The sequence below is a fragment of the Enterococcus sp. S22(2020) genome (assembly GCF_020295385.1).
GTDB lineage: Bacteria > Bacillota > Bacilli > Lactobacillales > Enterococcaceae > Enterococcus_L > Enterococcus_L dunnyi.
The window spans coordinates 15,938-37,098 of sequence record NZ_JACFUD010000010.1 but is presented as its reverse complement, the minus strand read 5'-3'; the positions used below and the strand labels follow the sequence as shown (position 1 = coordinate 37,098).

The window sequence follows — 21,161 nt, the reverse complement described above, 5'->3', positions numbered from 1 at the left end:
CGATAACTTGTACCTTTTGATCGGACAATGAAAAAACAGATCCGTAAATCTCGGTACAGGACATTCCCTGTTTTTTACACAAAGAATTCATTAAACCTATCGACTCAAATTTTTGCTGCATAATAGTTCAATCTCTCCTTTAGTTTACTCGCATGAAGTACTCCCCAGCTTCTTTTCTTAAAACTCGCCAACTCATTGAATACTCACCACTCACATTCATTTCTGAAATAACAAACGTTCCATCACTATTGACATATTCGACAAAAGCCACATGCCCATAAATAGCACTTGATCCAGCAACACCGTTTGTAAAGATAACTGCATCCCCACGTCTAGGTGTTGAAACTAATTTTGCACCTGGCGTTAATATATAATTTATTACCCATTGATTCGCATTTCCCATTGTTGGGTGAATCGTTTTTCCTAGTTGCGCCATTCTGTTGTACACATACCACGTACAATTTCCAAGTGCATAATTATTACCAGGCCAGCCTTGACCTTCTTTAACTTCTTTATCAGTAGGTAACGGCTTCATTTTTTCTTTGTATTTTTCAAATACTTCACTACTAGATCCGTTTACTTCATTTCCAGAACTTGATAGGAAGTTAAACCAATTTTGGGCTGCTTGAATTCGCTCATTCGTTTTATCTCCTGGATTACCTTCCCAATTGTTTAAAAAGTAGACTGTTAGTTCAGCGACATTGGACGAAACTTTATTACCGGCTGTATTGGCAGCCATTGTTTGGTACGCAGGAGAGTCTCCATTGAAAATAAAATCTAGTTGCAACTGTAAATCGTACCACTTTTTATTCTTACCTTTCGCATAGTCTAGTAGTAATGTATGTCTTGTGCTTCCATCGGCAGTATCGGTCCATTGCCCTAATCCTAGCCCTCTATGTACTATATTAGGAAATTTACCATAAATATCCATACCGCCCATTGCTAACCAAGAAGGATTATCCCAAGAATTCGCAGTGGCCCCTACTGGCGGATTAAGATAATCTCCTTCAGCCCGTTTGGGATTTATACCACTCTCAACTGAAAAATTCCCCAATATAGCCGCTATACCTTCTTTTTTATATCCTAATTTAGTTAAATAGTCATACACTGCTCTAGCACGACTTTCAACGTCCTGTCCTGGATCAAAGTCTGAAGAACCCAGCATGGTTGTTTGAGTATAAGTGACGTTCGGAAAATAGAATGCTGGATTTACAAAATACCACTCCTTTTCCTCTGGATCATACTTTTCATACTTTAGTGTGACTGACTCACTTGGACTGTTTCCTAAAAATGTCCCTTCTTGTACTTCTTCGTTTCCTTTGAATCGACTGCTTTTGACACCTTCGATCGTTAATCGTACCGAATTTTCTTTCTCTATCACCAAGCTTGTTGAACTAGGAACACTTGATACCATGCCTGACATTGGCGAATTAAATGCTTTCTCAGCTTCTGCTAAGATCTCAATTCCATTGAACAAGGTTTCTTTCGATTCCTTTTTTTCATACCCATAACGTCTTGATACGATAAGCGAATCTGTTTCAAAAGGAAAGGCCAACGGATCATCTAATGTTGTGTAACCTAATTCTTTTTTAACTTCTTGATAATGCTCATATTCATCATCGGAAATGTAATACTCAGATTTTTTATCCTTTTCTAGTTCATCCATAGTTTTTAGTGAATAATCAGGTGGATTTCCATTTAAATCATCCCACAAATCTTTTAGAAATCCTTCATAATTATTGGTCCCTGTATCCATCATGTCGAGTAGTTTATATTCATCGAATCGATAATTCATATGGAACATAACATCATCGATATTACTATAAAATTGATTAGAGTCATCTGAATGTTCGGCATCCAATTTTGTCATATAGGTCCAAGAATCTGTCAAATCAACATCATCTTGTACTATTGCTGGTTTTTGTGTACCACCGGCTACTCCTGCTAGCGTGAAAACAACTATGATAATAAGCAGCACAATCCATGTGATTGGGTTTTGAATTACTACAGACATTGCTTTTAAAGCAGACTTTTTACCTGTCAGAACAGAACGAACCAATCCAATGCCTTTTTCAGCTTTCTTTGCTGCTTTTGCTGCCTTCATACGTTGCCTATGATTACGGAATTTATACATAAGCTGTTTTCTTGTTGTTAAGTTTTCAGGAGTTCGGTGAAATCCACGACCTCTAGAGAAATTAAATGTACGATTCCCAATACCATAGGCGCTTTTACCAGCCTTCAATGCAACTCTACCTGTATTTTTACCAATTCTAAATCCCACACGTATTTTTTGTTTCGCTCTTTGTGCCTTGTTGAATGATTCCTTTGCATCACCCAACAAATCATCTTGATACATTACTTTTGAAATCTGTTGGTTCACATCTTGTTTCAAAGAAACTCGTGCTTCTCCTTTAATCTGAACCGAAATACGAGTACTGTCTTTGGCTTTCGTTTTTTGATAAACTCGTTTAGCTACTTTCTTTCCTTTTTTGTCTTCAATAAACTTTTTCTTTGCAACGATATGGTTGATCGATAATGGTCGATCACCTTTTTTAACATTAAATTTGTGTTTCTTTAGTTCATTTTTATAAGTCTTTCGAGATAGCTTGTAGTCTTTCTTTGCTTGTTTATACGCCTTTTTTGACACTTTGGTTGCTTCTCTAGAGTGAAGAAGAGCATTCTTACTCACACCATCCTTCACCCTAGGAGAAACTTTTTGCTGCTCTTTCCAAGAAGGTTTCTTTTCGTCTGTCATACCTTCACTTCCTAAGCAGCATCCGTATTCATGATTTCAAAGAGTTCTGTATTCGCTGGAATTGGGTTTTCAAATGGAACGATCGTTCCATTGGCGTATATCAAACCTGTTCCTTGTGGTACTTTTTCACCGACATATTTCAGTAGCTTCGGTTTCAAATTAACAGCTTCTTTTAGTCTTTGTAAATCTACAGGTTTTTGACGTAAAAGTATCATAAATTCACTGTTTGATATCATTTTTCTTCCAGCTGGACTATCAAGCATAGTAGAAATGTTTTGAGTGATCCCTGTTGTAACGGCCCCATACTTCCGGATACGTACCCATAGGTTTAAGAACCAGCTAGCTGAACTTTCTTCTTCGAAATTCACTTGCAATTCATCAAAATACAAGCGAGTAGTTACTTTTCCTTGATTTGCTACGACTTGCTTCCAAATTTGATCTAAAATAACTTTCATTGCGAAAGGCTTCATTTTTTCATCCAATTTCTTGATATTGAACACGACAAATTTTGCATTTAAATCAATATTCGTTTTGTGCGCGAAAATATCCTGCGAACCAATACAGTACGTTTCTACTTTAGTTGCTAACGACTTAGCTTCAGGCTCTGGCTGTTCCAGTAGGATATCGTACCATTCAACTAAGGTAGGTACTTCATTACTTCCTTCAAATGCTGCATACGTTTGTCTTGTAACACGGTCAACAATCGAGGCATCTTCATCTGTATATGACTTTAATAGGGATTCAAATAAGTTGGATAATAAATTTGCTTTCTCTTTAATTAAATCTACATTTCGATCTTCCGAATCTAACAAACGACTATCTACCATATCTAAAATATTTAAGTGGTGTTGTGTTCCCGTTGAAATATCAAGTATTTCAGCTCCAAATGCACGTGCAATTGGAATATACTCACTTTCCGGATCGACAATTCGAAATAAATCTTTCGGGTACCGTAATAAAGCACTGATCATTTCCCATTTCGTAGCCATCCCTTTACCCGAACCGGACGTACCAAAAATCAAACCGCTCGGAGTTGGTAAGTCTTTCTTACGATCCACCGTGATCACATTATTAGTCATTTGATTTCGCCCATAGTATTGACCTGTCGGACTTTGTAATTCAATATTTGTGAATGGTACTTGAGAAGCAACGTTAGTACTTGTCATATCACGCATATAATTCATTTCCACATCAAGATAAGGCTTGCCAATTGGAAGAATCGTATTTAGTGCTTCTTCTTTGTAGTCTTCTATCACTTCAAAATCCACTTGCCAGGTATATCCTACATCTTCAACGGCCTTGATCGATTCTTCTAATTCAGCTTCTGTTTTAGCAATGACAAATGTAGTGAAGATTCCAGAAAACATTTTCTGTCCGTTTTCTTTGATTTCTTCCATCAATGCTTCAGTCGATTCTTTTGTATCTTTTAGATCACCGGCAATCATATCCTCACTAACACCCGAACGAAAATTATCTTTTTGCTGCTTACTGATAGCCACATTATTCAATGTTTGCATTGTTTGAATATTTTTCTTTGCTTGAATCATGTCATACGGTGTTGCATGGATACTGATTGCCAGTTCAATTCCGATTGCACACAATTCACGAATCAGACGGTCTTCTAAATACTTTGGATATTGTCGTACATACATTGCTGCCGCGTAATATTCGCCTAATTTCATGTATCTTTTTTCTTTAACAAAACGAATTTTATTTGGAACAATGAAGGCTTTACTATTCAATCCGGATACTGCAATATCCTGATAGGTTGTTCCAAAATAAGAACCTGGTCGCAATAATTCATTCATTACAGATAATCGCTCTACACCATTAAGCGGCGTAACTGATAGATCAACATCATTTGCTTCAAAACGATTCTTGAAGTTTTTAGCGATTGTATCTAGATTTTTATTTGCCTGCTTTCTAGACGAACTTTTCGTTGTAAATGTCGCATATTTTTCAATTGTAAAATTCCGTTGATCATGCTGGAACTGTTTATCTATGATCTCATTCATTTCTTGACGGTAATTATCTAAGTTATCAGCTGCATAAGGTACTAAAATAGACTCTAATAAAGAGTCTTTAATCCGCTTATTTAAAACTAGTAATTGATATCGGGAATTTTTATCTAGCGTATTCAATCCGTCTGCATACCCAACAACAATATCTTCCTGCTCCTGCTCCATAGAAACTTCATAATCTACTTCACCTAAATGAAAGGTCTTTGAGTATTCCCCTTCAACAATATGCATTAATCCTTCTTGAAATTGACTTGTATACTTGATACTGTCCTGAGCTGTAGGATTTGCCTTTTCCATCACACGTTGCTTTATCTGCTTTTCTGTTTGCTTAGATCTCATCTGTTTCTTTGACGGTCTCTTTTTGAGTAAATTCATGTTTCTCATATCTCCTTATCTGCCCTGTTCTATAAGGACGATCTTCATAATAAAAGTAGAGTTCAATCTTTCGTTTCTTCTCTCTCCACGCATCTAATAATAAAAGTACTGGATATGCGCCTAAAATAAGCGCTGTTGGCACACAGAGAATCAAGAAAGCCCAATCAGGAAGAAAAAAGATTTCTATTCCTAATACAATAGCTATACCAATGAATATGACATATGCCTTGAACTGCCTTATACTGATTCCCCAAACTTTACGCTCTATTTTGGACACATCTTTATAAAACTGTGATCCTATTGCCATCTTACATCGCCCCCATAAATCGTTTGGCCATTCCTTGTGATCCTATCAAAATGATAATGATCGCTACATATTTCAAAACAAGTGAAATATAGATCATTATATTAATGATCAATGCGCCTGCACTTGACCAGACACCACCTTCGAATGAAGCGAAAGACAAGTAATCGTTCGCTGTTAGAATTGGTATCAAACCAATGATCAACACTAATAAAGCTCCTTGTAACACAAGCGCCATGATTTGTTTGATATACCCCACAGCAATCGATCGAAGTTCATCATTGACAAAGAATGCAATAAGTATTGGTGCCATTGCTTTGACGATATACAGCTGAATTCCTCGTAAGAAAATGAGGATATTCGCAATAACACCTGATAACCACAACGCAATATACGCAAAGATTTGAAATAAAAATACGATCGGTTTGGCCCACCAAGAAACTTTGCCCATTTGAGGTATAGCATCACTTGTTCCGGCGATAGTAACAATCGAATTGATCCATTTGGCGATCTGAATTCCGAACCATACAATACTGTCCACAATATATCCTGACATCATAATCAAAATGAATGCTACGATATATTTCATCGCTAGATCTGCCAAAACTTCAACGCCTAAACGGTCTTCTTCCATTTTAAATTTTTTGGCCGTATTTGACAGTTCCACCATGAAAAGAATGCCTAAGATTGCTATTCCTAATGGAATAAGAACCTTAGCAATCTTTTCCATAATTTCATTCGTTGTTGGATTATACTCTCCTAAACTTTGAAATAATTGATTGAGGGTAGACTCTGGAACATTCATGTCGTTCCCTCCTTAAAATTTAATTGTTCCTAATTGAACAAGAATAGCTGCTGCAACACCAGTTGCAATAAGTGTAATTGCTCCGCCTACAACTATCGCTTCAATTCCTTTATCTGTTTTCCTTGGATCATCATTCGCCATTCCTGAACGAACATCTTTTACACCAAGCAAGACTCCTACCAGTGACACTACTGTGATAATTGCCCCTATCGCTGTAACGATTTTTGATACGATATCCATTAAATTTTCCTCTTTTCTAAATTATTTATTCCCAACCTGGATCTTGAGTGTGATCAGATTGCCCAAATTCATCAAATCCAGAATCTTCTTCACTGCCTTCAAACTCTTCCAAAGTCAAATACTCGGTAATTTGTGTTTGTGGTTGTCCTTTGTAAAAACCATCTTCTACACGAATATAGACATCTTTGTTTAGTAAGAAGTTATACGTGTCTTTATTCCATCCAAACTCGATATCAGGTATTTCAACACCGTTATCTTCAATGCTTGCAAGGATAAAACTCAGTGTTTGTTGGGTAAAGTCATTGCCAAACACTAAAAATGAGCGCCCTTGTTCTTTATTTTTCCCTTCTAAAAAAAGAGTGAACATTTTATTCCCTGAACCTGAAGGTTTATTAATAATTTTTCTTATGGTTGCTGCATACGTTCCTGCTACAAATTCTTTTGGTCCAGTTGTTCTTTCCATAGGTCTTTGGTACTTCATAATTTTCCTCTCCTTCTATCTAAACACTAGAAATCATCCCAATTGTCCAATCTACGATCAGCTTTATTCATTGCACTTAATTTGATTACATATTCGTCAGTTTCTATTGCTTGTCTTAACTCTTTTGCCTTCATTGCTTTTTGCTCCAACTCGCAATGCTTTATACTTGATATGTCTTTCGAATGCTGCATCAACTCAAGTTTCTCTTCTAGTTTTCGTAATTTTTGGCTATAAATCCTTCTTTCAAACCGATTATAAAAACTCGTTTTCAAAATAGCTTCTCTATTTTTAGGATCTAATAGCCTTGTTTCTTCATTATTCGAATCAGTAAAATGCTGCATTAACAAATACCCAATTGCAACGATCGCTCCAAAAATTAAAAGTTGCTCTAAAGAACTCACTTGGCTTCAACTCTTTCTAATACACTCAGATTACTCATTTGATCACTCCTTCTTCAAATTTTGTCTGAACCGTCCCTTCAGGAACGATAAAAATCACTCTTTTTTCTCCTGAACCAAAAACTTTATTGAATTCTTTTTCCTTATATTGGCGTTGTTCAAGAATAATTTTGGGTGAAACAGTTTCAGCTTTTTCTTGAATGTAAATTTCGCCTTCAGATAAACCTGGATACTGTTTAGATAAAGTTCTTAGTTGGTAACCATTCTCTGTTTTTATGACATATCGATAATCTATAAAGTCTTTGGCTGTTGATTGCTTGTAAAAAGAAAAGCCAATTGAACCAACACTTAAGAACAAAAATATGCTAAAAAATGTTAGTGCATCATCCAATAAGAAATGCGGCACACAAATTAAAATCCATACAATCAAACAAATAAACACAATGATCATCACAGCAAGAGTCGCAATTAGCCAGATTGGAAATAAAGGAACATTATCTATTTCACTTAAATATTCTTGATACATTTTTTAACCACCTTTTCAACTTATCTTAAGTGCCAATTATGCATTTCTGCTTTAGCAATTCTAATGTTATTAGGAACAGAGAAACGTAATCCACCGTTATTATGGCCACAATAGCGCCAACTTCCCTGCACAATAGGAATACATAATTGTTTTTTCGCATGAATCAAACAAATACCATTGTATTCTTGTAATTTATGCTGATCTAATAAGTGATTTTGGCGCATTTCAATCACTTTATTTGCATTCAATTGAATGAACTTCAATCGAGTCCCTTTTTCATTAAACTGCAAATAAACATCATCTTTTCTAACTGATAAACTGTGTCTCTTTTTCTTTTCCTTAAAAATAGTAACTCCCATACATTCACCTCCTCGCCTAAAAAAAGAAGAACCGTTCATTAGAACGGCTCTTCATCATTTACGATTTGTTGGTTTCTTTTTGATCGAACTGTAAAAAAGATAATAGTACCTAAGACAATCGCCCAACCTATTAATTTAATAAAAATACTTGTTGGACTGTCACCCGTATGCGGAAGTACCTTTTCAGCAACTTTCTCTACCGGATTTTTTGAATCATCTTTTTTCGTTTCTTTTCCTTCAGGTACTTTATTTACCCGTTTTTCAGTGATATGACTATCTTCCGTCCCGTCAGAATCGGCCCACTCTTGACTTGCTGTATTGATAATATCCGTACCAGTTTTTACATCGTTTTTAACAGTCATTGGTGCATCGATCTTATAAATTTGTCCTAAAGGTACTTTTTCAGTATCCACAATAGATACCTCTTCTCCTTTAGAGTTCTTAGATTTCTTGAAAACATTCGCGGAAATCGTTAATGTCCCTTTTCCATCGTCTTCAAATTTGAAGTTCTTTGTTGCATCGTTTCCTTCAGCATCGTAGATTTTCAATTTGTCTTTATTTACTGTTACTGACGCAGCATCATATTTATCGACCATACGAAGATAAGTCAATTTGCTAGTTTCATCAAATGGTGTTGTATCTAGCCATAATTGATATACAATTGTTTGACCAGGTTTCACTTCAGTAGTATTAATGTTTTCTTTTTCGTTATTATCTGTTTTATCATTGTAAGGATCTTTGTTTGACTCTTCATAACGATCCTTCATTTCGCTGTCATCGTCTAAAAGCTTGTCTCCTGTTAAATCAAACTTTTCTTTTGATAAATCGAATTTATGTGGTTCAGGTTTCGGTGTTTTGGTATAAACTTCGTTAGAATCCTGCTTCACATCATTGATCGTTTCTACAAATGTATTTACGACCTTGTCAGAGTCTTTGAAACGGTAGAATGAAGCATGAATAGTAAATCCTACTTCTTTATCCTTATGCTTGTTAACAACGTCTAAGAACGCCTTTTGAGCAGTAAATAAGACCTTGCCTTTCTTATCTTCAGCTTTGACGAAATCTTGTGGCAATTCGTCTCCTGCTTTGTAAGAATCAAAGTCTTTGGTAGCATATAATTTGAATGTCCCATTGTAACGATCAAAATTTTCGTCATAATCATCATTGATTGTCCAGCTGTTAGTGTCTTGACGGTTTGGCTGCAGAATACTTGAATTTAATTCATAGAAGAAATCTGAGTTTAACGCTACATTTCCTTCATTGATAGATTCTCCACCGTCAGTTTTCGTGACATCCTTTGTTGGTGGCGTTGGTGGCGTTGGAACTTCAGGAGTGTCAGGATTGTTGTTAAAGTGTAATGTTGATAAGCTAATTGTTGGTTTTTCAGTAGTTACACTACCGACCGTCCCTTGACTGTTAGGATTCTTTTCTTCACTGCTATCTTGCAATGCGAATTTCCGTTGAGAGAATGGTTTAGAAAAATCTTCGTAGTAGCTTGCACTAATTGTTAGAATATCTGTTTCTGCATCTGTTTCCATATGAATATAGATAGGTCTGATTTTTTTACGGCCTTCTGGTTCACTTTTCTCTTCTAAAACCCAGTCTCCGTATACTAGATTACCTAATGCATAACCATCGTCACCTGTGACTGGATCAACTCCTGTGATCATAGTAACGGGTTCAGCAATGGTGCCTTCTAATGGATTTGCTACGAACTCAATGTCATTAAATCCTGAAGCACCTTCATTCTCCGGCAATGTAAACATTTTATTGATTTTGATTGCTGCTTCAATCGCACGGTTTTTACTATTTGTATCAGTTGTTACTGAAGTAACTGTTTGATCATCTTTTTTAGTAATTTCAAAGGTATGTTTCGTACCATCTGTTACATACCCTTCACCTGCATCAACTTCATACCAGTAATATTTTCCAAGAGAAAGATTTCCTATTGAAGCAATCAATTTCTCATCATCAACATCAACAACTACTTGTTCACCAAAATCTACTTTGTTACCGCCAATTACAGCACTAGTTACTTTTTCACCAGCTAGTAATTCAGGATTCGGTGTATCTGTCCATTTTACCGGATCACCTTGTTTGTGCTTGCTAGATCCTGTTGAGTCATCATCATAAAATAATTGGAACTTAGCAGTTTTCAAAATTGATTTCCCATTTTGATCTAAGCCAGTGTCCACATCTTCTTTTTGCAGTAAATTTTGACCTTTGATCTCCTGGTTAGTACCACTTGTTTCACCAAAAACAACCTCTGTATTTTGGTCTTTGTAGGTCAATTTCACTGTTTGTGGTTTAAATGTATTTGCAAAACCAGCCGAAGAACTAATTTCTGTAATCGTATATTCTCCTAAAGGAAGGTCCTTTTTGATTGCTGTTCCTGTTTCGTCTGTTGTAATGGTATATGTTTTCCCATCTGTAACAGATTTCAGCTCAAATTTATTTCCTTTTAGATCATATCGTTCATTCCATAAATCTTTTCCTGATTCTACACCAGTTTTCTTGATTGTAATTTGACCTGTAACAGCTGTATTTTTTAGCGTTACAGTGTTAGTTTTTCCTGACTCAACCTTAACAGTTGTATCTGCTCTCACCGTTTGACCGCTGCTTGACCAGTTTGTTGATTTTTCATGTAAAACATAATCCCCTGGCGGAAGAATTTTAGATCTAGAAGAGTTCCCATTTTTATCAATTTTAAGCGTGTCAACAACTTTTCCTGACTTATCCACTACCTCAAATTGCAATGTATCAAAAGAATAAAGATCATTCCAGTTGTCTTTTCCATATTGAATTGTAGACTTATCAATTTCAAGATAACCGCCAACTAATTCGTTAAGCTTAAATGGTGTGTCTCCAAAGTGTGCCGTAACAATGTCTAGGTGATCATGCGCGCCATCTTTATATTGATATTGTACCCAGTTACTGTTGTATTTTTTAATTACTACGTAGCTGTTGGCTGTTAGATCTGAAGAATCGTCTTCAATTGTTCCATCTGAAGTAGATCTAAAACCATTGCCTTCTTGTTTCAAGGCTGTGTCCGGAGATAAAATGTAGCCCAAAGCTCCATTTCCATCCATTTCAGCTAGCTGATTCCCATCAATATCAGAGTTTTTAATTGGCATTAGTGTTTCGTTGGTTATTGGCTGACCAGTATCACTATTGACAAATGTTAGAGTGTAAGCAATAGACTCAATGTATCCCATTAAAGTACCATCTGAAGAGCCACCGCCTATTCCACCACCTTCTCCCTGACCGCCACCAGTATTTGAACCACCGCGCACCACAGATCCCCATGCTAACGTAATAACACTACTTTGGGATTTTGCGCCCATAATTACAGTGTCATATGGAACCCCGTCAGGATCAGTAGCACTATTTACTGTAATACCAAGTGAGACTGGAATCTTTTTCCCTGTAGCAGTTTCAACAGCAGTTCCTACGTTGTATATCATTGCTTTTTGTCCCACTGGAATTTCAACAGCATGATCAGCAGGAAGAAATCCATCCAAACCAAAAACTGCTGACGCAGCAGAGCTAATTTCTGATACAGGTTTACCACCGGCTAAACTTGTTGAAGACCCCCAAGAAGCTTGATTAATAATATATGGTGGGTCTCCCACATCTTCTAGTAATCCTGAGATAATATCTTGAAATGTTTTACTTGCCATATTATCAGTCGGTGATTTGATTACTGGTGCGCCATTTATTGTACCAACTTGTGTTGCACCACTTGGTAACGTCACAGCTTGTGTACTCACAACTCCACCTACTAAAGCAAAAAAAACACTACCAATGAATAGCCATTTTTTCTTTAATATTGTATAAATTTTATTCTTCATATTTTTTCTCCTGTCTATTTTTTTATTTTATTCTCAACTGATATTACGGTGAACGTATACGTATCATAATAATTTCCTTTCGACAAAAAAGAAGCGATTTAGAATTATCTCTAAATCGCTTCTTTCACTCAACTATTTATTTGGGAAAAACTGTGACCAATCACTCGTTGAAGCATCTTCAGCAGCTTTATCACCTTCTGCTTGTGTCATTACTCCTTGGCCATTTCCAGCTGTTGCTGGTGGTTGTGTTACACCTGCACCACCGCCGTTAGTCGCTGGTGGTTGATACCCAGCACCTGTACCTTCTCCTGTAGAAGCTGGTGCTTGATACTCTGTGTTTCCACCAGCATAGGTAGGTGATTGGGAACCTTGATTTTGTTCATTCGTTGCTTGCTGGGTCGTTGGATCTACAACTGCTTGTTCTTCTTGTTTCACTTGGCTTTGAGCCTGGGCTTGTTGTTGTGCTGTTTGATCAGCAGCAACCTTCTCAGCTTCCTCTTCTGCTTTCTTGTCAATATCTGATTTTACTTTCGCTAACTGATCTAGCAAAGCTTTTTTAGCTTTTTCGTTTTTAATTTTATCTGTCTCAGATTTAGCCACATCATACAGTTTATTATCTATAGAGATTATTTTTCCTTCTTTAAAAACTTTTGCAACAGCTGCTTTCGACGTATCTATTTGATTTAATTGCTTTTCAGCATTGGAAATCAATTCATTGATTGTTTTGTCATATGTTTTTGTAGCCCCTTCTTTAAAGAAGGCTTTATTGACATTTTCAACAGTCTCTTTTTTTAGATCATCCACAATAGCTAAATCTTTTTTCACCACAGAACCATTGATTGCAACGCTTGTTTGTGTTTGTTGGTACAATCCATTGATAGCAATAAGTGCTTCCATCGCCTTTTTAGCTTTTTTTATATTCGTATTGACCAGTTCAACTTTTTGGTCAAGATCAGTATAGTCTTTTTTTGAGAGATTCTTTTCTTTTTTGATCGTTGTTTCTTTTGTTACTTTTTTCTGTAAATCAGTGATTTGTTTGGTTTTGATTCCTTTTACTAAAAAATCAGGATCTTTCTTATCATACAAAGCATTGATTTCTGTATTCAAGCCATCCAATTTGTCAGTTGTTGCTTTCACTTCTTTTTTTGCTTCAGCAGCCTTCACACTTGATTGATTTTGTACATAGGCATAGGTTCCACCTACTCCTAATAAAACAACGGCTGCAATGAGTCCCATTTGTTTTTTGGTTACTTTTTTCATTGTACTTCCTCCATCACACGTTTTTTTGTATACCCTTTATTTTTTCGCCAATCAAGTAAGGTATTTTTTGTAACGTCAAACTCTTTGGCTATTTCATTGAGTGTGTAGCCATACCCGACTAACACCAAATATTTTTGTTCATCGATTTTATCAGGATTATTTTTCATTCCTTGTTGAAAAATTTCTCTTCCTAATGTTGTGATTTTCCTATACCGTTCAGTTTCAGGTTTCTTATACCAATCTGGATCTAAATCCAGTAAACGAAGCAATTCGTTCCATTTAAGGTTTTTCTGTGCTTGAAACGCCATTTTCCCACCACTTTTCTATTCTTAACTAAATAACAAGAGAGTCAGTAGGCACGAAGCATTTTCCTTATGACTCAAGAGTAAGTTATTACTCACATTTTATCAAGCGTTTTCTAGATCAATGCCTGGTCCGCAGCTAATATTTTTGCGGTTTTATTGTTTTGAGCTAAATCAAACAAACAATCTTTCATAGTGAGTGCTGCATTTGTCAACCCGCGCTCTATCGTAGGCATTTCTTCTGTCGTTGTGCCTGCAAAGGATTCTAAAAATTCCGAATCACTCATTACTTCAAATGAAACACCGTCTTGAATATCTGAAACCGTTGTTTGATAGGCAACAACTGCTTCATCAGGTTCAGTGGCAATGACCCATGCTTTGTAAGGAAAGTCAAAATAGTAAAAGTTATAACTCATCTTTTTTCCTATTCTCTTTTTCCTTGCCAATGATCCATCCAATTGCATTAACAGTTGACACCAATATCATTCCCCAACCAAAATATTGCAACTTTTCATTAAATGTAAAGAATCCTACTATGATAAGAGTTGCGCCAATGTTTGATAAAACACAGTTGCTAATGATCACTTTCATGTTCCTCCTCATTGATCTTTTTGAAGGTAAATACTTGCTCAATTGGCACTTCAAAAACCTCAGCAATGTCATGCGCCAATAAAAGTGACGGATTATAACGGTTTCGTTCTAATTGAACAATTGTTACTCTCGCAACTCCTATTTTATCGGCTAATTCTTGTTGAGTCATACGTTTTCTTGCTCTCCACACGTGGATACTGGACTCAAAGCTGCTATTCTTTTTCTTCGGCATAAAGTTCCAACTCCTCATTTAGTAAATTCAATTCTTCCTGTGCTTTTTTTATCGCTCGTTTATCTTTTTCAATTCGTTCTACTAACTCCTTTAGCTCAATGACTAAATAACGATCTGAAAATACGTAAGAAGTAAACTTTACTACCTCAACAATTACTTCAACTATCGCTAGGCTAATGATTCCTAAAATCAACAACCACAAGAAGAGTACAATTAAAGTAAAAATTACATTTCCAAACAAAGAAAGATATGTAGCAGGCACCATCATATGTACAATATCTGGTTGTTCAAACCCAGAATCGTAAATCGTTTTCCCGAAAAGGGCGAATAATGGAACTACAGCTAGAAGTGGAATCAAGTACCATTTTGTTCTCAAAACAAGTTTGCTTCGATCAAAACACCCTAAAAATGGTAACTTCTTTAGGAGGTTTGCTCTTTTTTCTAGATAAAGAACCTTTTTTGTTTTTCTATCAAGGAGCTTTAAGAGTTTTTTCTTTTTTAGCTTACACTCTGCATAATCTATTGATTCTTTTACTGATTCAGCCATTTTTCCACTCCTAACTCTTGTGTGTATTAATTGATATAACTTGATTTTTTTTACGACTACTTGCAAGTAGGTTTTTCTTCCAAAGTTCATTCACGATCACTCTATTTTGGTGTTCAGAAAATTTTGTTGTGTCGATAATTAACATTTCTTTGTCTCTGTTTTCTTTAAAAAGTTGACGAATAAAACGTCTAATTCTAAATTTTTTCATTTTTATACCCCTTCCATTGTCATTGCTTCAACATTACAAGTTTTATAACTGCTTATTCCATCCGCATCTTCGATCGTAAAATGATCTACTTGAAAAGTCATTATCACATTTTTTATATATTCTCTGTCTGTTTGTACCTCATCCATATTATGATCAAAACTTTCTCCACTAGTTAGATAGATCGATAAAACCTCTCCTTGGGTCATATTGCTGTCACCTGCAGTCTCTGTTCTATAGTTAGTTTTACAGTACTCCTCACTAGAAATTAATTTACAATTGTTCTCTTCAGTAATTCTTTTAATACACTTTTTGTATCTTAGTGGAAATCTCCAGTGCTCTCTGATTAATCCTGTCGAACCATAAGCGAAAATATCTATCGCCTTAGAGAAAATATGCTCTTCATAAACAAGGATACGATCTGCTGAACAATTAATTAGAGTAAGAACTTTTTGTTTTTTTCTTTTTCCAACTGGTTTCAATAAAGTAAGCAGAAAAAATATAATAACAGTACTTACAATTAGAACAGCAATTGGTACTCCAAAAAATTGCCCCTGTTCTTCGTTTTTTATCTCTTTTCCAAACACTGGCTCAGAAACAACTTGCTGAGTATTTCTTGGATTTAACAGAATGTAATTCTCGTTGTCATCTTGTTCAACATTCACATTTCTCACTCCCACGCTTCTTTGATTTCTCTTGCACTATGTAACAGTTCAGCAATCAGATTCTTTTTTCATTAAGTTACGTTACCAATTTTATTGATCACGTAACAGCTGTACGTGATTCTGCTCTTTTTAACAAGTTGACATCCTCTTCAGCCAAACCATCATGCCAATATTCTTTAGCTTTTTTAGGAATTACTGGTAAACAGAGGTTGTCTTTTATCTATTTTCCATTCTTTAAAATAGACTATTTTAACACTACTCGTAGTGTTATCAAACAAACGAAACTCTATTTTCATATGCTCTCTCCTTAAATAATCGCTTTTTAAAGGACAGCTAGCTTTTACTCCATTGATTCAAAAGCTAGTATTGAAGCAAAGAAAGTAAGCAGCATGGATAGACCTTTATCTTTATGCAAAAAATCTATGAAATTCAGTTGTCGAATACTTTCTTTTACATTCTCAAACATGTATCCAATAATTGGAAGATTGATCGACTGTAAAAAAGTCACTTTTATGAGTAGAAATATGCCAAAAAGCAACACTATCTCATAAATAACAAATAAAAATAGAAACTCGATCAACGACTTTTTCCATTCGTTTTTATTATCATTCATTCATGCACTCCCTCCTATCCAAAAGCTTCTTTTACTTCTCGTGCCTGGTGCAACACTTCAGCAATCAGATCCTTTTCATGATACTGACGATTGTTTCCTGCTTTCTTACGTTCCTCTCGTTTTTTAGCAAGTAGAAATGCCAAATCTTGATCCATTTGATTGGTGAATGTTATAGACTTTCGATTTTTTGAAGTCATGGTGTTCACTCCTTCGGGTGCTGTACCCATTTCATTTGGGTACAGCACCTAAAATTCATTAGCCTTCTCTTATTTACTAATTTTTGTCTTTGTTACGCAATAGTGTTGCTGTCGCAGGGTTTATAGCAACCGTAACCCCAAACTCTAGGAAACGACATACGAACCTCTCGTACGCCTGAGCAAGCTAATGATCATCGATCATTCTCTCCATGTATGTGACATTTTTACTGTTGTAGTTCTAACCCCTGTCCCTTAGTAGTCACGCTGATAAACAGGGCGGTCATTGCACACCGACATATAGGTCTCGTCTTCTTTCGTTCTTCCTCAGTTTTCCATCCTATCAGTTCAAAATAGGCATTGTCCTGCTTCCTCTACCTCAGTTAACTAGAAAACAAACAATAATATCTCATCGTGGCTTGATCTAGTTAAGCTCTCATCCTAAGTTCATAGGCTTTCGAATTTGCTCTAAAAAAGTCTGAAATCGTCTGAAACATGTGTTGCTAATTCGTTCGTTTTAAATTAGCAAATAAGAAAAGGCTAATTGCTTTATATTTTTACTTCACGTCTATATCAGGAATCATTGCACTTGGTTTTACGGTAATTTTGAAATTATACTTATTTGTCTCTTGCCATTCCATTTGTTCCACAATATAAACAGTAGTAGGTGATAAGCCCAAAAAGTGTTTTTGGTATTCGTCAGATCCTGTTTTTGCTGTAATTTCCAGTTGATTATCTTCGGTATCTGCAGTAATCGAAAAATTGCCTTCTACCGTGTAAAGCACTTCATCTGTGACAGTATTCATAAATGTAATCTTGCGAAGCACTTTAAAATTATCCGCATCTTCACTCAAATTGCTTGATACCACCGTAGATTCACTACAGCCTGCTATAGTAGCAATAACAATAATCAAAAATCCAAAGTATTTCAGTTTTTTCATGTTCAACATGCTCCCTTTTGTAAACGCTGCTGCGCTCTTTTTTTCACTACATCACACTGATTATCAACATCTAAGTATGGAGAGACTCTTTTAGCTAGTTGTGCGCCTTGAATCACTTCACCCATTCCTTTTCCAGTTTTTTTCAACGGCAACAATCGTTTACGATTGCTTTCATAGTTCCCTGATCTACGGGCTATTAAAACTCCCTTAGTCTGTCGAGAATAAACACGTTCAATCTGATCATAAATATCCATAATCTCCACTGGATTCGTAGTAATAATATGCTTTCGTTTATCAATAAATAAGTAAGACCGTTGATATAGTCGATAGTCTTCAATCACATACTCTTGTTTGTGCCGTCCTTTCCCTTTTTGAAATAGAACCACTCTTTTTCCGTATTTCAACACTTCTTCTGGTGTCATATTCGTTGTTGTCATATCTGTTTCTCCTTTCTTGAATGGATTCTTAATAAATTTGACAGGTTAGCGGAAAACAAAAAAAGGGAGAGTATATGCTTAAACTGCATACACTCTCCCTTTGTAATAGCCATATACCACGTATTGTATTTACCAATTCAGCAAGAAAAAAGGATTTTATCAAAGCTCTGGGGGAGTTGATAATATCATGAGTATTTAATTAACACTGTATTTTTTCATTGATAATTGATATAATACAAACGTTGTAGCAATAGCTACAACAAAAGAGCCGAGACAGTTCAAGCCGCCAAGCTTGTGTGAATTGTCGTATCTCCCTCTAAGGTTGGTAGCCTTATGGAGACGGTTCTTTTTTTGTTTTCCGCTAACCTCTCACTCCTAGATCACATTAGATATTAGGAACAAGTCAGTTGGCGATTTTTTATTTCAATGTCTATTTGATCTTATTGTCATAATTCATTTTGTATTACGCTTAGAAGATACCACAGACAAATTGATAATACAAGTCATTTTGTAAAACAGGTTTTTCAAATTAACCTAAAAGGTTTTGAAAAACTGGCGCCATAGTTAGAACACAAATGATTACCGTACCTAAAATATTCTTATGTTTTTTCATTATTTTGTCCTCCTTTCTTGCTTATAAAGTAATTATATATAACTTTCAATAAGAAAAACAGAAATTTTTTACAAGGTTGGCGGATTTGACAACCTTTTCGGCATTTATTTTTCAAATACCCCCAAAAATGTAAGAAATATTCAAATTTGGTTATCTGAAATGACAACTAGTTTTTGCCTATTAAAATATCATATTGAGAAAATCCTTGATTTTTTTTGCCATCAACAAGGTTCTGCACCTCTTTATCCATCAAAGCTGCCGAACCTTTATCGCCTATCAAATCGATAGCGTTGATCACAGCTGTAACTTTTTTAAATCCGTCAGTATCATTCTTCACTATATATAAATAAAGATTGTGTAAATAAGTAAATTGGGCTAAATAATAATAGCTATCTGAATACAAAAATTTGTGCTTTTCAGCAATTTTTAACAACGCTTTGACTTTCTTGTATTCTTTGTTGAAAAAAAGTGGAGTGATTGAATTTAGCAAGATATTGCACAGGTGTCGTTTGATCTCTGAAGATAATATTCTGTGAGAATCAATCGGGAAAACCACTGCTGCCACTTTCATGATATCGTCTGGCGAAAGATCATTAACTACTTGAGAAATAAGTTTATAATCCTCTTCAAAAATAGCTTTTTGATTCATTCTGTAAAATCTTTCCAAAATAAACCGCTGTTCTTTTGGTGTGATCGGAGCTATTTTAGTTGGATTATTTTTATGAAAATTCGCTTTTATATCAAAATAGACAGTTAATTCGCCTATTTCTAGATTTGGAAAACGAGCAGATAGTGAATCGTATATTTCAAATATCTCTTTTTGAGCTTTCTTTGACGGAAGCTCTGCTCTTAAATTCTCATACTGTCGTCTTATCGTTTTTTCCCAGTTCGGTTCAAGATACATTGCTGTAAAGTCTCGAAATGATACTTTCAAATTTGATAGTATTTGCAGCAAACTATTAAAGTCTATTGGTTTATGCCCATTTTCAAATTTAGAATAAGAGGCTTTATCTAAGACGTTTTCTCTCGCAGCAGCTTGAGTTAGTCCTGTATCTTGTCTTAGCTGTTTGACAAGTTTACCAAGCATTCTTTTATCCAAAGTATTTCTCCTTTCTGAAATATAAAATACTTCTATGTTCGTTATCATTAATAATCTATGTGTATATTATAATCCTTTTCTTTTCAAATATCAATATTTATTTGCTTTATTTTGTAAGTTAACGATAATATAATGTACTTGTAATATTTTTTGGTCTAATTATGTGATAAAATGAATTATATAAAAAAACATGCAGAAAGGAGCAATGAATGTGTCTATCGGTGCTAACATAAAGTATTTAAGAAAAAAAAATAAGCTTAAACAAGTAGAATTAGCTGAATTGATCGGAGTTTATGATACTCATATTTCAAAGTGGGAATCAAACAAAATCGAACCACCATTATCTAAAATGCGAGCATTGTCTGATTATTTCAATGTATCTCTTGATTTGCTAGCTAATGGTGATCCAAAGGATTTTAATGCCCAAAATTACTACGGCATTACTGATTACGGGATCGAAGCCCGAAAAATCTTTCACGTACTTGATCCTGAAGAACAAGACGAGCTACTAAGAACCATGTACGAGTTTAGAATCCGTCATAATCGTAAGAATCGAAGGGAAACAGCGTTTACTCAACAACAACAAGCAGTTACTTTGTTGTTCAGTGAAAACATTGTCTTAAAAGAGTTTGGGAAGTACATTCAGCGTTATTTAGAAACCTACGATGAAGTGCGAGATCCTGTTACAAAGCAGCTTCTAATTGACACTACAATGTATCTGTCAGAAGGTAAAGAACAATCTAATGATTTCGTTACGTTGATAAGAAATATGATCGAAAAGATATTCCCTATCAGCTCGTTCCAGTTTGCTTACACTAAAGACAATTTGACCATTGAAAAAATGAGCCAACAGTTTAAACTTGATCCAGACTTTTTAGTTTATGCTCTAAACTATTACATTGAGACAAAAGGAACAATCTTCACTTTCAAAGATTTAACTATAAATCTATCTGCACTTGCCTTACCAGATAACGAATCAATAAAAAACACAAAAATAAGCATACTTCCGAAGTAAAGTACGGGAGTATGCTTTTTCTATGTATTTTTTACCGATCATTTAATTTTATTAAAAACTGTTTCTAAATCTTCATCCAATGCTTCAGCAATTAGTTGAGCTAGCCCGAATGTAGGCATATAGCGATATTCTTCAATTGCTTTTACTGTTTGGACTGACAAAGGGGTAGCTTTTCCAAATTGCTTTTTTGATATAGTTTCCACTGTTCTAGCTAATTCCTCTTGAGAAATACCTTTTTGATCACGCAAAAATTTAACATCATTTGTTGGCTTCCTTTTTTTAAACATTTGAAACATTTATTCACCTCGCTTTATAAATATAGCTCGTTAATC

General features: G+C 35.3%; 24 protein-coding genes. 1 reads left to right on the top strand and 23 read right to left on the bottom strand.

The window, feature by feature from the left end; translation table 11 throughout:
• Positions 1 to 139: 139 nt before the first annotated feature.
• From H3T55_RS16295 to H3T55_RS16190, 22 genes are all read right to left on the bottom strand, one after another.
• The gene (locus tag H3T55_RS16295; RefSeq protein ID WP_225535403.1) at positions 140 to 2,755 is read right to left on the bottom strand and encodes a phage tail tip lysozyme; all 2,616 of its coding nucleotides are present in this window, start codon (positions 2,753 to 2,755) and stop codon (positions 140 to 142) included.
• A gap of 11 nt (positions 2,756 to 2,766) precedes the next feature.
• Positions 2,767 to 5,151 (bottom strand): VirB4-like conjugal transfer ATPase, CD1110 family, encoded by a 2,385-nt coding sequence (locus H3T55_RS16290; protein WP_225535402.1) that lies wholly within the window; start codon positions 5,149 to 5,151, stop codon positions 2,767 to 2,769.
• Complete coding sequence (locus tag H3T55_RS16285; protein ID WP_225535401.1) at positions 5,105 to 5,458, bottom strand: PrgI family mobile element protein; 354 nt, start codon at positions 5,456 to 5,458, stop codon at positions 5,105 to 5,107. The genes H3T55_RS16290 and H3T55_RS16285 overlap by 47 nt, the downstream gene beginning before the upstream one ends.
• A gap of 1 nt (position 5,459) precedes the next feature.
• The gene (locus H3T55_RS16280; RefSeq protein ID WP_225535400.1) at positions 5,460 to 6,260 is read right to left on the bottom strand and encodes a type IV secretion system protein; all 801 of its coding nucleotides are present in this window, start codon (positions 6,258 to 6,260) and stop codon (positions 5,460 to 5,462) included.
• 12 nt (positions 6,261 to 6,272) lie between these two features.
• Entirely contained in the window at positions 6,273 to 6,500 is a 228-nt protein-coding gene (locus H3T55_RS16275) for a type III secretion system protein PrgF (protein ID WP_225535399.1), read from the bottom strand.
• Between the two features lie 25 nt (positions 6,501 to 6,525).
• Entirely contained in the window at positions 6,526 to 6,981 is a 456-nt protein-coding gene (locus tag H3T55_RS16270; protein WP_225535398.1) for a type III secretion system protein PrgE, read from the bottom strand.
• A gap of 26 nt (positions 6,982 to 7,007) precedes the next feature.
• Positions 7,008 to 7,382 carry a hypothetical protein gene (locus H3T55_RS16265; RefSeq protein WP_225535397.1) on the bottom strand — a complete coding sequence of 125 codons (375 nt, stop codon included), beginning with the start codon at positions 7,380 to 7,382 and terminating at the stop codon, positions 7,008 to 7,010.
• A 34-nt stretch (positions 7,383 to 7,416) separates the two neighbouring features.
• On the bottom strand, positions 7,417 to 7,905 hold the full coding sequence (locus H3T55_RS16260; RefSeq protein ID WP_225535396.1) for a hypothetical protein: 489 nt from the start codon (positions 7,903 to 7,905) through the stop codon (positions 7,417 to 7,419).
• A 20-nt stretch (positions 7,906 to 7,925) separates the two neighbouring features.
• Positions 7,926 to 8,264 carry a hypothetical protein gene (locus H3T55_RS16255; RefSeq protein ID WP_225535395.1) on the bottom strand — a complete coding sequence of 113 codons (339 nt, stop codon included), beginning with the start codon at positions 8,262 to 8,264 and terminating at the stop codon, positions 7,926 to 7,928.
• A 38-nt stretch (positions 8,265 to 8,302) separates the two neighbouring features.
• Entirely contained in the window at positions 8,303 to 12,115 is a 3,813-nt protein-coding gene (locus H3T55_RS16250; RefSeq protein ID WP_225535394.1) for an LPXTG cell wall anchor domain-containing protein, read from the bottom strand.
• Between the two features lie 132 nt (positions 12,116 to 12,247).
• Positions 12,248 to 13,375: a hypothetical protein gene (locus H3T55_RS16245; RefSeq protein ID WP_225535393.1), complete on the bottom strand. Its 1,128-nt coding sequence runs from the start codon at positions 13,373 to 13,375 to the stop codon at positions 12,248 to 12,250.
• Positions 13,372 to 13,683 (bottom strand): hypothetical protein, encoded by a 312-nt coding sequence (locus H3T55_RS16240; protein ID WP_225535392.1) that lies wholly within the window; start codon positions 13,681 to 13,683, stop codon positions 13,372 to 13,374. The genes H3T55_RS16245 and H3T55_RS16240 overlap by 4 nt, the downstream gene beginning before the upstream one ends.
• 110 nt (positions 13,684 to 13,793) lie before the next feature.
• Complete coding sequence (locus H3T55_RS16235) at positions 13,794 to 14,093, bottom strand: hypothetical protein (RefSeq protein WP_225535391.1); 300 nt, start codon at positions 14,091 to 14,093, stop codon at positions 13,794 to 13,796.
• Positions 14,083 to 14,268, bottom strand: coding sequence for a hypothetical protein (locus tag H3T55_RS16230; RefSeq protein ID WP_225535390.1), 186 nt, complete (start codon positions 14,266 to 14,268; stop codon positions 14,083 to 14,085). Before H3T55_RS16230 ends, H3T55_RS16235 begins: the two co-directional genes overlap by 11 nt.
• Entirely contained in the window at positions 14,252 to 14,500 is a 249-nt protein-coding gene (locus H3T55_RS16225; RefSeq protein WP_225535389.1) for a helix-turn-helix transcriptional regulator, read from the bottom strand. The genes H3T55_RS16230 and H3T55_RS16225 overlap by 17 nt, the downstream gene beginning before the upstream one ends.
• A complete protein-coding gene (locus H3T55_RS16220; RefSeq protein WP_225535388.1) occupies positions 14,481 to 15,137 on the bottom strand; it encodes a hypothetical protein in 657 nt (218 codons plus the stop codon). Before H3T55_RS16220 ends, H3T55_RS16225 begins: the two co-directional genes overlap by 20 nt.
• A gap of 120 nt (positions 15,138 to 15,257) precedes the next feature.
• A complete protein-coding gene (locus H3T55_RS16215; RefSeq protein WP_225535387.1) occupies positions 15,258 to 15,917 on the bottom strand; it encodes a hypothetical protein in 660 nt (219 codons plus the stop codon).
• Between the two features lie 340 nt (positions 15,918 to 16,257).
• Positions 16,258 to 16,530 (bottom strand): hypothetical protein, encoded by a 273-nt coding sequence (locus tag H3T55_RS16210; protein ID WP_225535386.1) that lies wholly within the window; start codon positions 16,528 to 16,530, stop codon positions 16,258 to 16,260.
• Between the two features lie 14 nt (positions 16,531 to 16,544).
• Positions 16,545 to 16,727: a hypothetical protein gene (locus H3T55_RS16205; protein ID WP_225535385.1), complete on the bottom strand. Its 183-nt coding sequence runs from the start codon at positions 16,725 to 16,727 to the stop codon at positions 16,545 to 16,547.
• A gap of 554 nt (positions 16,728 to 17,281) precedes the next feature.
• On the bottom strand, positions 17,282 to 17,665 hold the full coding sequence (locus H3T55_RS16200; RefSeq protein ID WP_225535384.1) for a hypothetical protein: 384 nt from the start codon (positions 17,663 to 17,665) through the stop codon (positions 17,282 to 17,284).
• Between the two features lie 2 nt (positions 17,666 to 17,667).
• Positions 17,668 to 18,102 (bottom strand): hypothetical protein, encoded by a 435-nt coding sequence (locus H3T55_RS16195; RefSeq protein ID WP_225535383.1) that lies wholly within the window; start codon positions 18,100 to 18,102, stop codon positions 17,668 to 17,670.
• Positions 18,103 to 18,881: 779 nt separating this feature from the next.
• Positions 18,882 to 19,814, bottom strand: a complete 933-nt coding sequence (locus H3T55_RS16190; RefSeq protein WP_225535382.1) for a helix-turn-helix domain-containing protein — start codon at positions 19,812 to 19,814, stop codon at positions 18,882 to 18,884.
• A gap of 211 nt (positions 19,815 to 20,025) precedes the next feature.
• On the opposite strand from H3T55_RS16190, the gene H3T55_RS16185 reads away from it, so the two are divergent.
• On the top strand, positions 20,026 to 20,829 hold the full coding sequence (locus H3T55_RS16185) for a helix-turn-helix domain-containing protein (RefSeq protein WP_225535381.1): 804 nt from the start codon (positions 20,026 to 20,028) through the stop codon (positions 20,827 to 20,829).
• A 38-nt stretch (positions 20,830 to 20,867) separates the two neighbouring features.
• On the opposite strand, the gene H3T55_RS16180 is transcribed toward H3T55_RS16185, so the two are convergent.
• Positions 20,868 to 21,125, bottom strand: coding sequence for a helix-turn-helix transcriptional regulator (locus tag H3T55_RS16180; protein ID WP_225535380.1), 258 nt, complete (start codon positions 21,123 to 21,125; stop codon positions 20,868 to 20,870).
• Positions 21,126 to 21,161: the final 36 nt, after the last annotated feature.

Bases quoted from the DNA above. Each gene is read 5' to 3' on its own strand.
- H3T55_RS16295 (WP_225535403.1), bottom strand. From the start codon at position 2,755: ATGACAGACGAAAAGAAACCTTCTTGGAAAGAGCAGCAAAAAGTTTCT.
- H3T55_RS16290 (WP_225535402.1), bottom strand. From the start codon at position 5,151: ATGAATTTACTCAAAAAGAGACCGTCAAAGAAACAGATGAGATCTAAG.
- H3T55_RS16285 (WP_225535401.1), bottom strand. From the start codon at position 5,458: ATGGCAATAGGATCACAGTTTTATAAAGATGTGTCCAAAATAGAGCGT.
- H3T55_RS16280 (WP_225535400.1), bottom strand. From the start codon at position 6,260: ATGAATGTTCCAGAGTCTACCCTCAATCAATTATTTCAAAGTTTAGGA.
- H3T55_RS16275 (WP_225535399.1), bottom strand. From the start codon at position 6,500: ATGGATATCGTATCAAAAATCGTTACAGCGATAGGGGCAATTATCACA.
- H3T55_RS16270 (WP_225535398.1), bottom strand. From the start codon at position 6,981: ATGAAGTACCAAAGACCTATGGAAAGAACAACTGGACCAAAAGAATTT.
- H3T55_RS16260 (WP_225535396.1), bottom strand. From the start codon at position 7,905: ATGTATCAAGAATATTTAAGTGAAATAGATAATGTTCCTTTATTTCCA.
- H3T55_RS16255 (WP_225535395.1), bottom strand. From the start codon at position 8,264: ATGGGAGTTACTATTTTTAAGGAAAAGAAAAAGAGACACAGTTTATCA.
- H3T55_RS16250 (WP_225535394.1), bottom strand. From the start codon at position 12,115: ATGAAGAATAAAATTTATACAATATTAAAGAAAAAATGGCTATTCATT.
- H3T55_RS16245 (WP_225535393.1), bottom strand. From the start codon at position 13,375: ATGAAAAAAGTAACCAAAAAACAAATGGGACTCATTGCAGCCGTTGTT.
- H3T55_RS16240 (WP_225535392.1), bottom strand. From the start codon at position 13,683: ATGGCGTTTCAAGCACAGAAAAACCTTAAATGGAACGAATTGCTTCGT.
- H3T55_RS16235 (WP_225535391.1), bottom strand. From the start codon at position 14,093: ATGAGTTATAACTTTTACTATTTTGACTTTCCTTACAAAGCATGGGTC.
- H3T55_RS16230 (WP_225535390.1), bottom strand. From the start codon at position 14,268: ATGAAAGTGATCATTAGCAACTGTGTTTTATCAAACATTGGCGCAACT.
- H3T55_RS16225 (WP_225535389.1), bottom strand. From the start codon at position 14,500: ATGCCGAAGAAAAAGAATAGCAGCTTTGAGTCCAGTATCCACGTGTGG.
- H3T55_RS16220 (WP_225535388.1), bottom strand. From the start codon at position 15,137: ATGAACTTTGGAAGAAAAACCTACTTGCAAGTAGTCGTAAAAAAAATC.
- H3T55_RS16210 (WP_225535386.1), bottom strand. From the start codon at position 16,530: ATGAATGATAATAAAAACGAATGGAAAAAGTCGTTGATCGAGTTTCTA.
- H3T55_RS16205 (WP_225535385.1), bottom strand. From the start codon at position 16,727: ATGACTTCAAAAAATCGAAAGTCTATAACATTCACCAATCAAATGGAT.
- H3T55_RS16200 (WP_225535384.1), bottom strand. From the start codon at position 17,665: ATGAAAAAACTGAAATACTTTGGATTTTTGATTATTGTTATTGCTACT.
- H3T55_RS16195 (WP_225535383.1), bottom strand. From the start codon at position 18,102: ATGACAACAACGAATATGACACCAGAAGAAGTGTTGAAATACGGAAAA.
- H3T55_RS16180 (WP_225535380.1), bottom strand. From the start codon at position 21,125: ATGTTTCAAATGTTTAAAAAAAGGAAGCCAACAAATGATGTTAAATTT.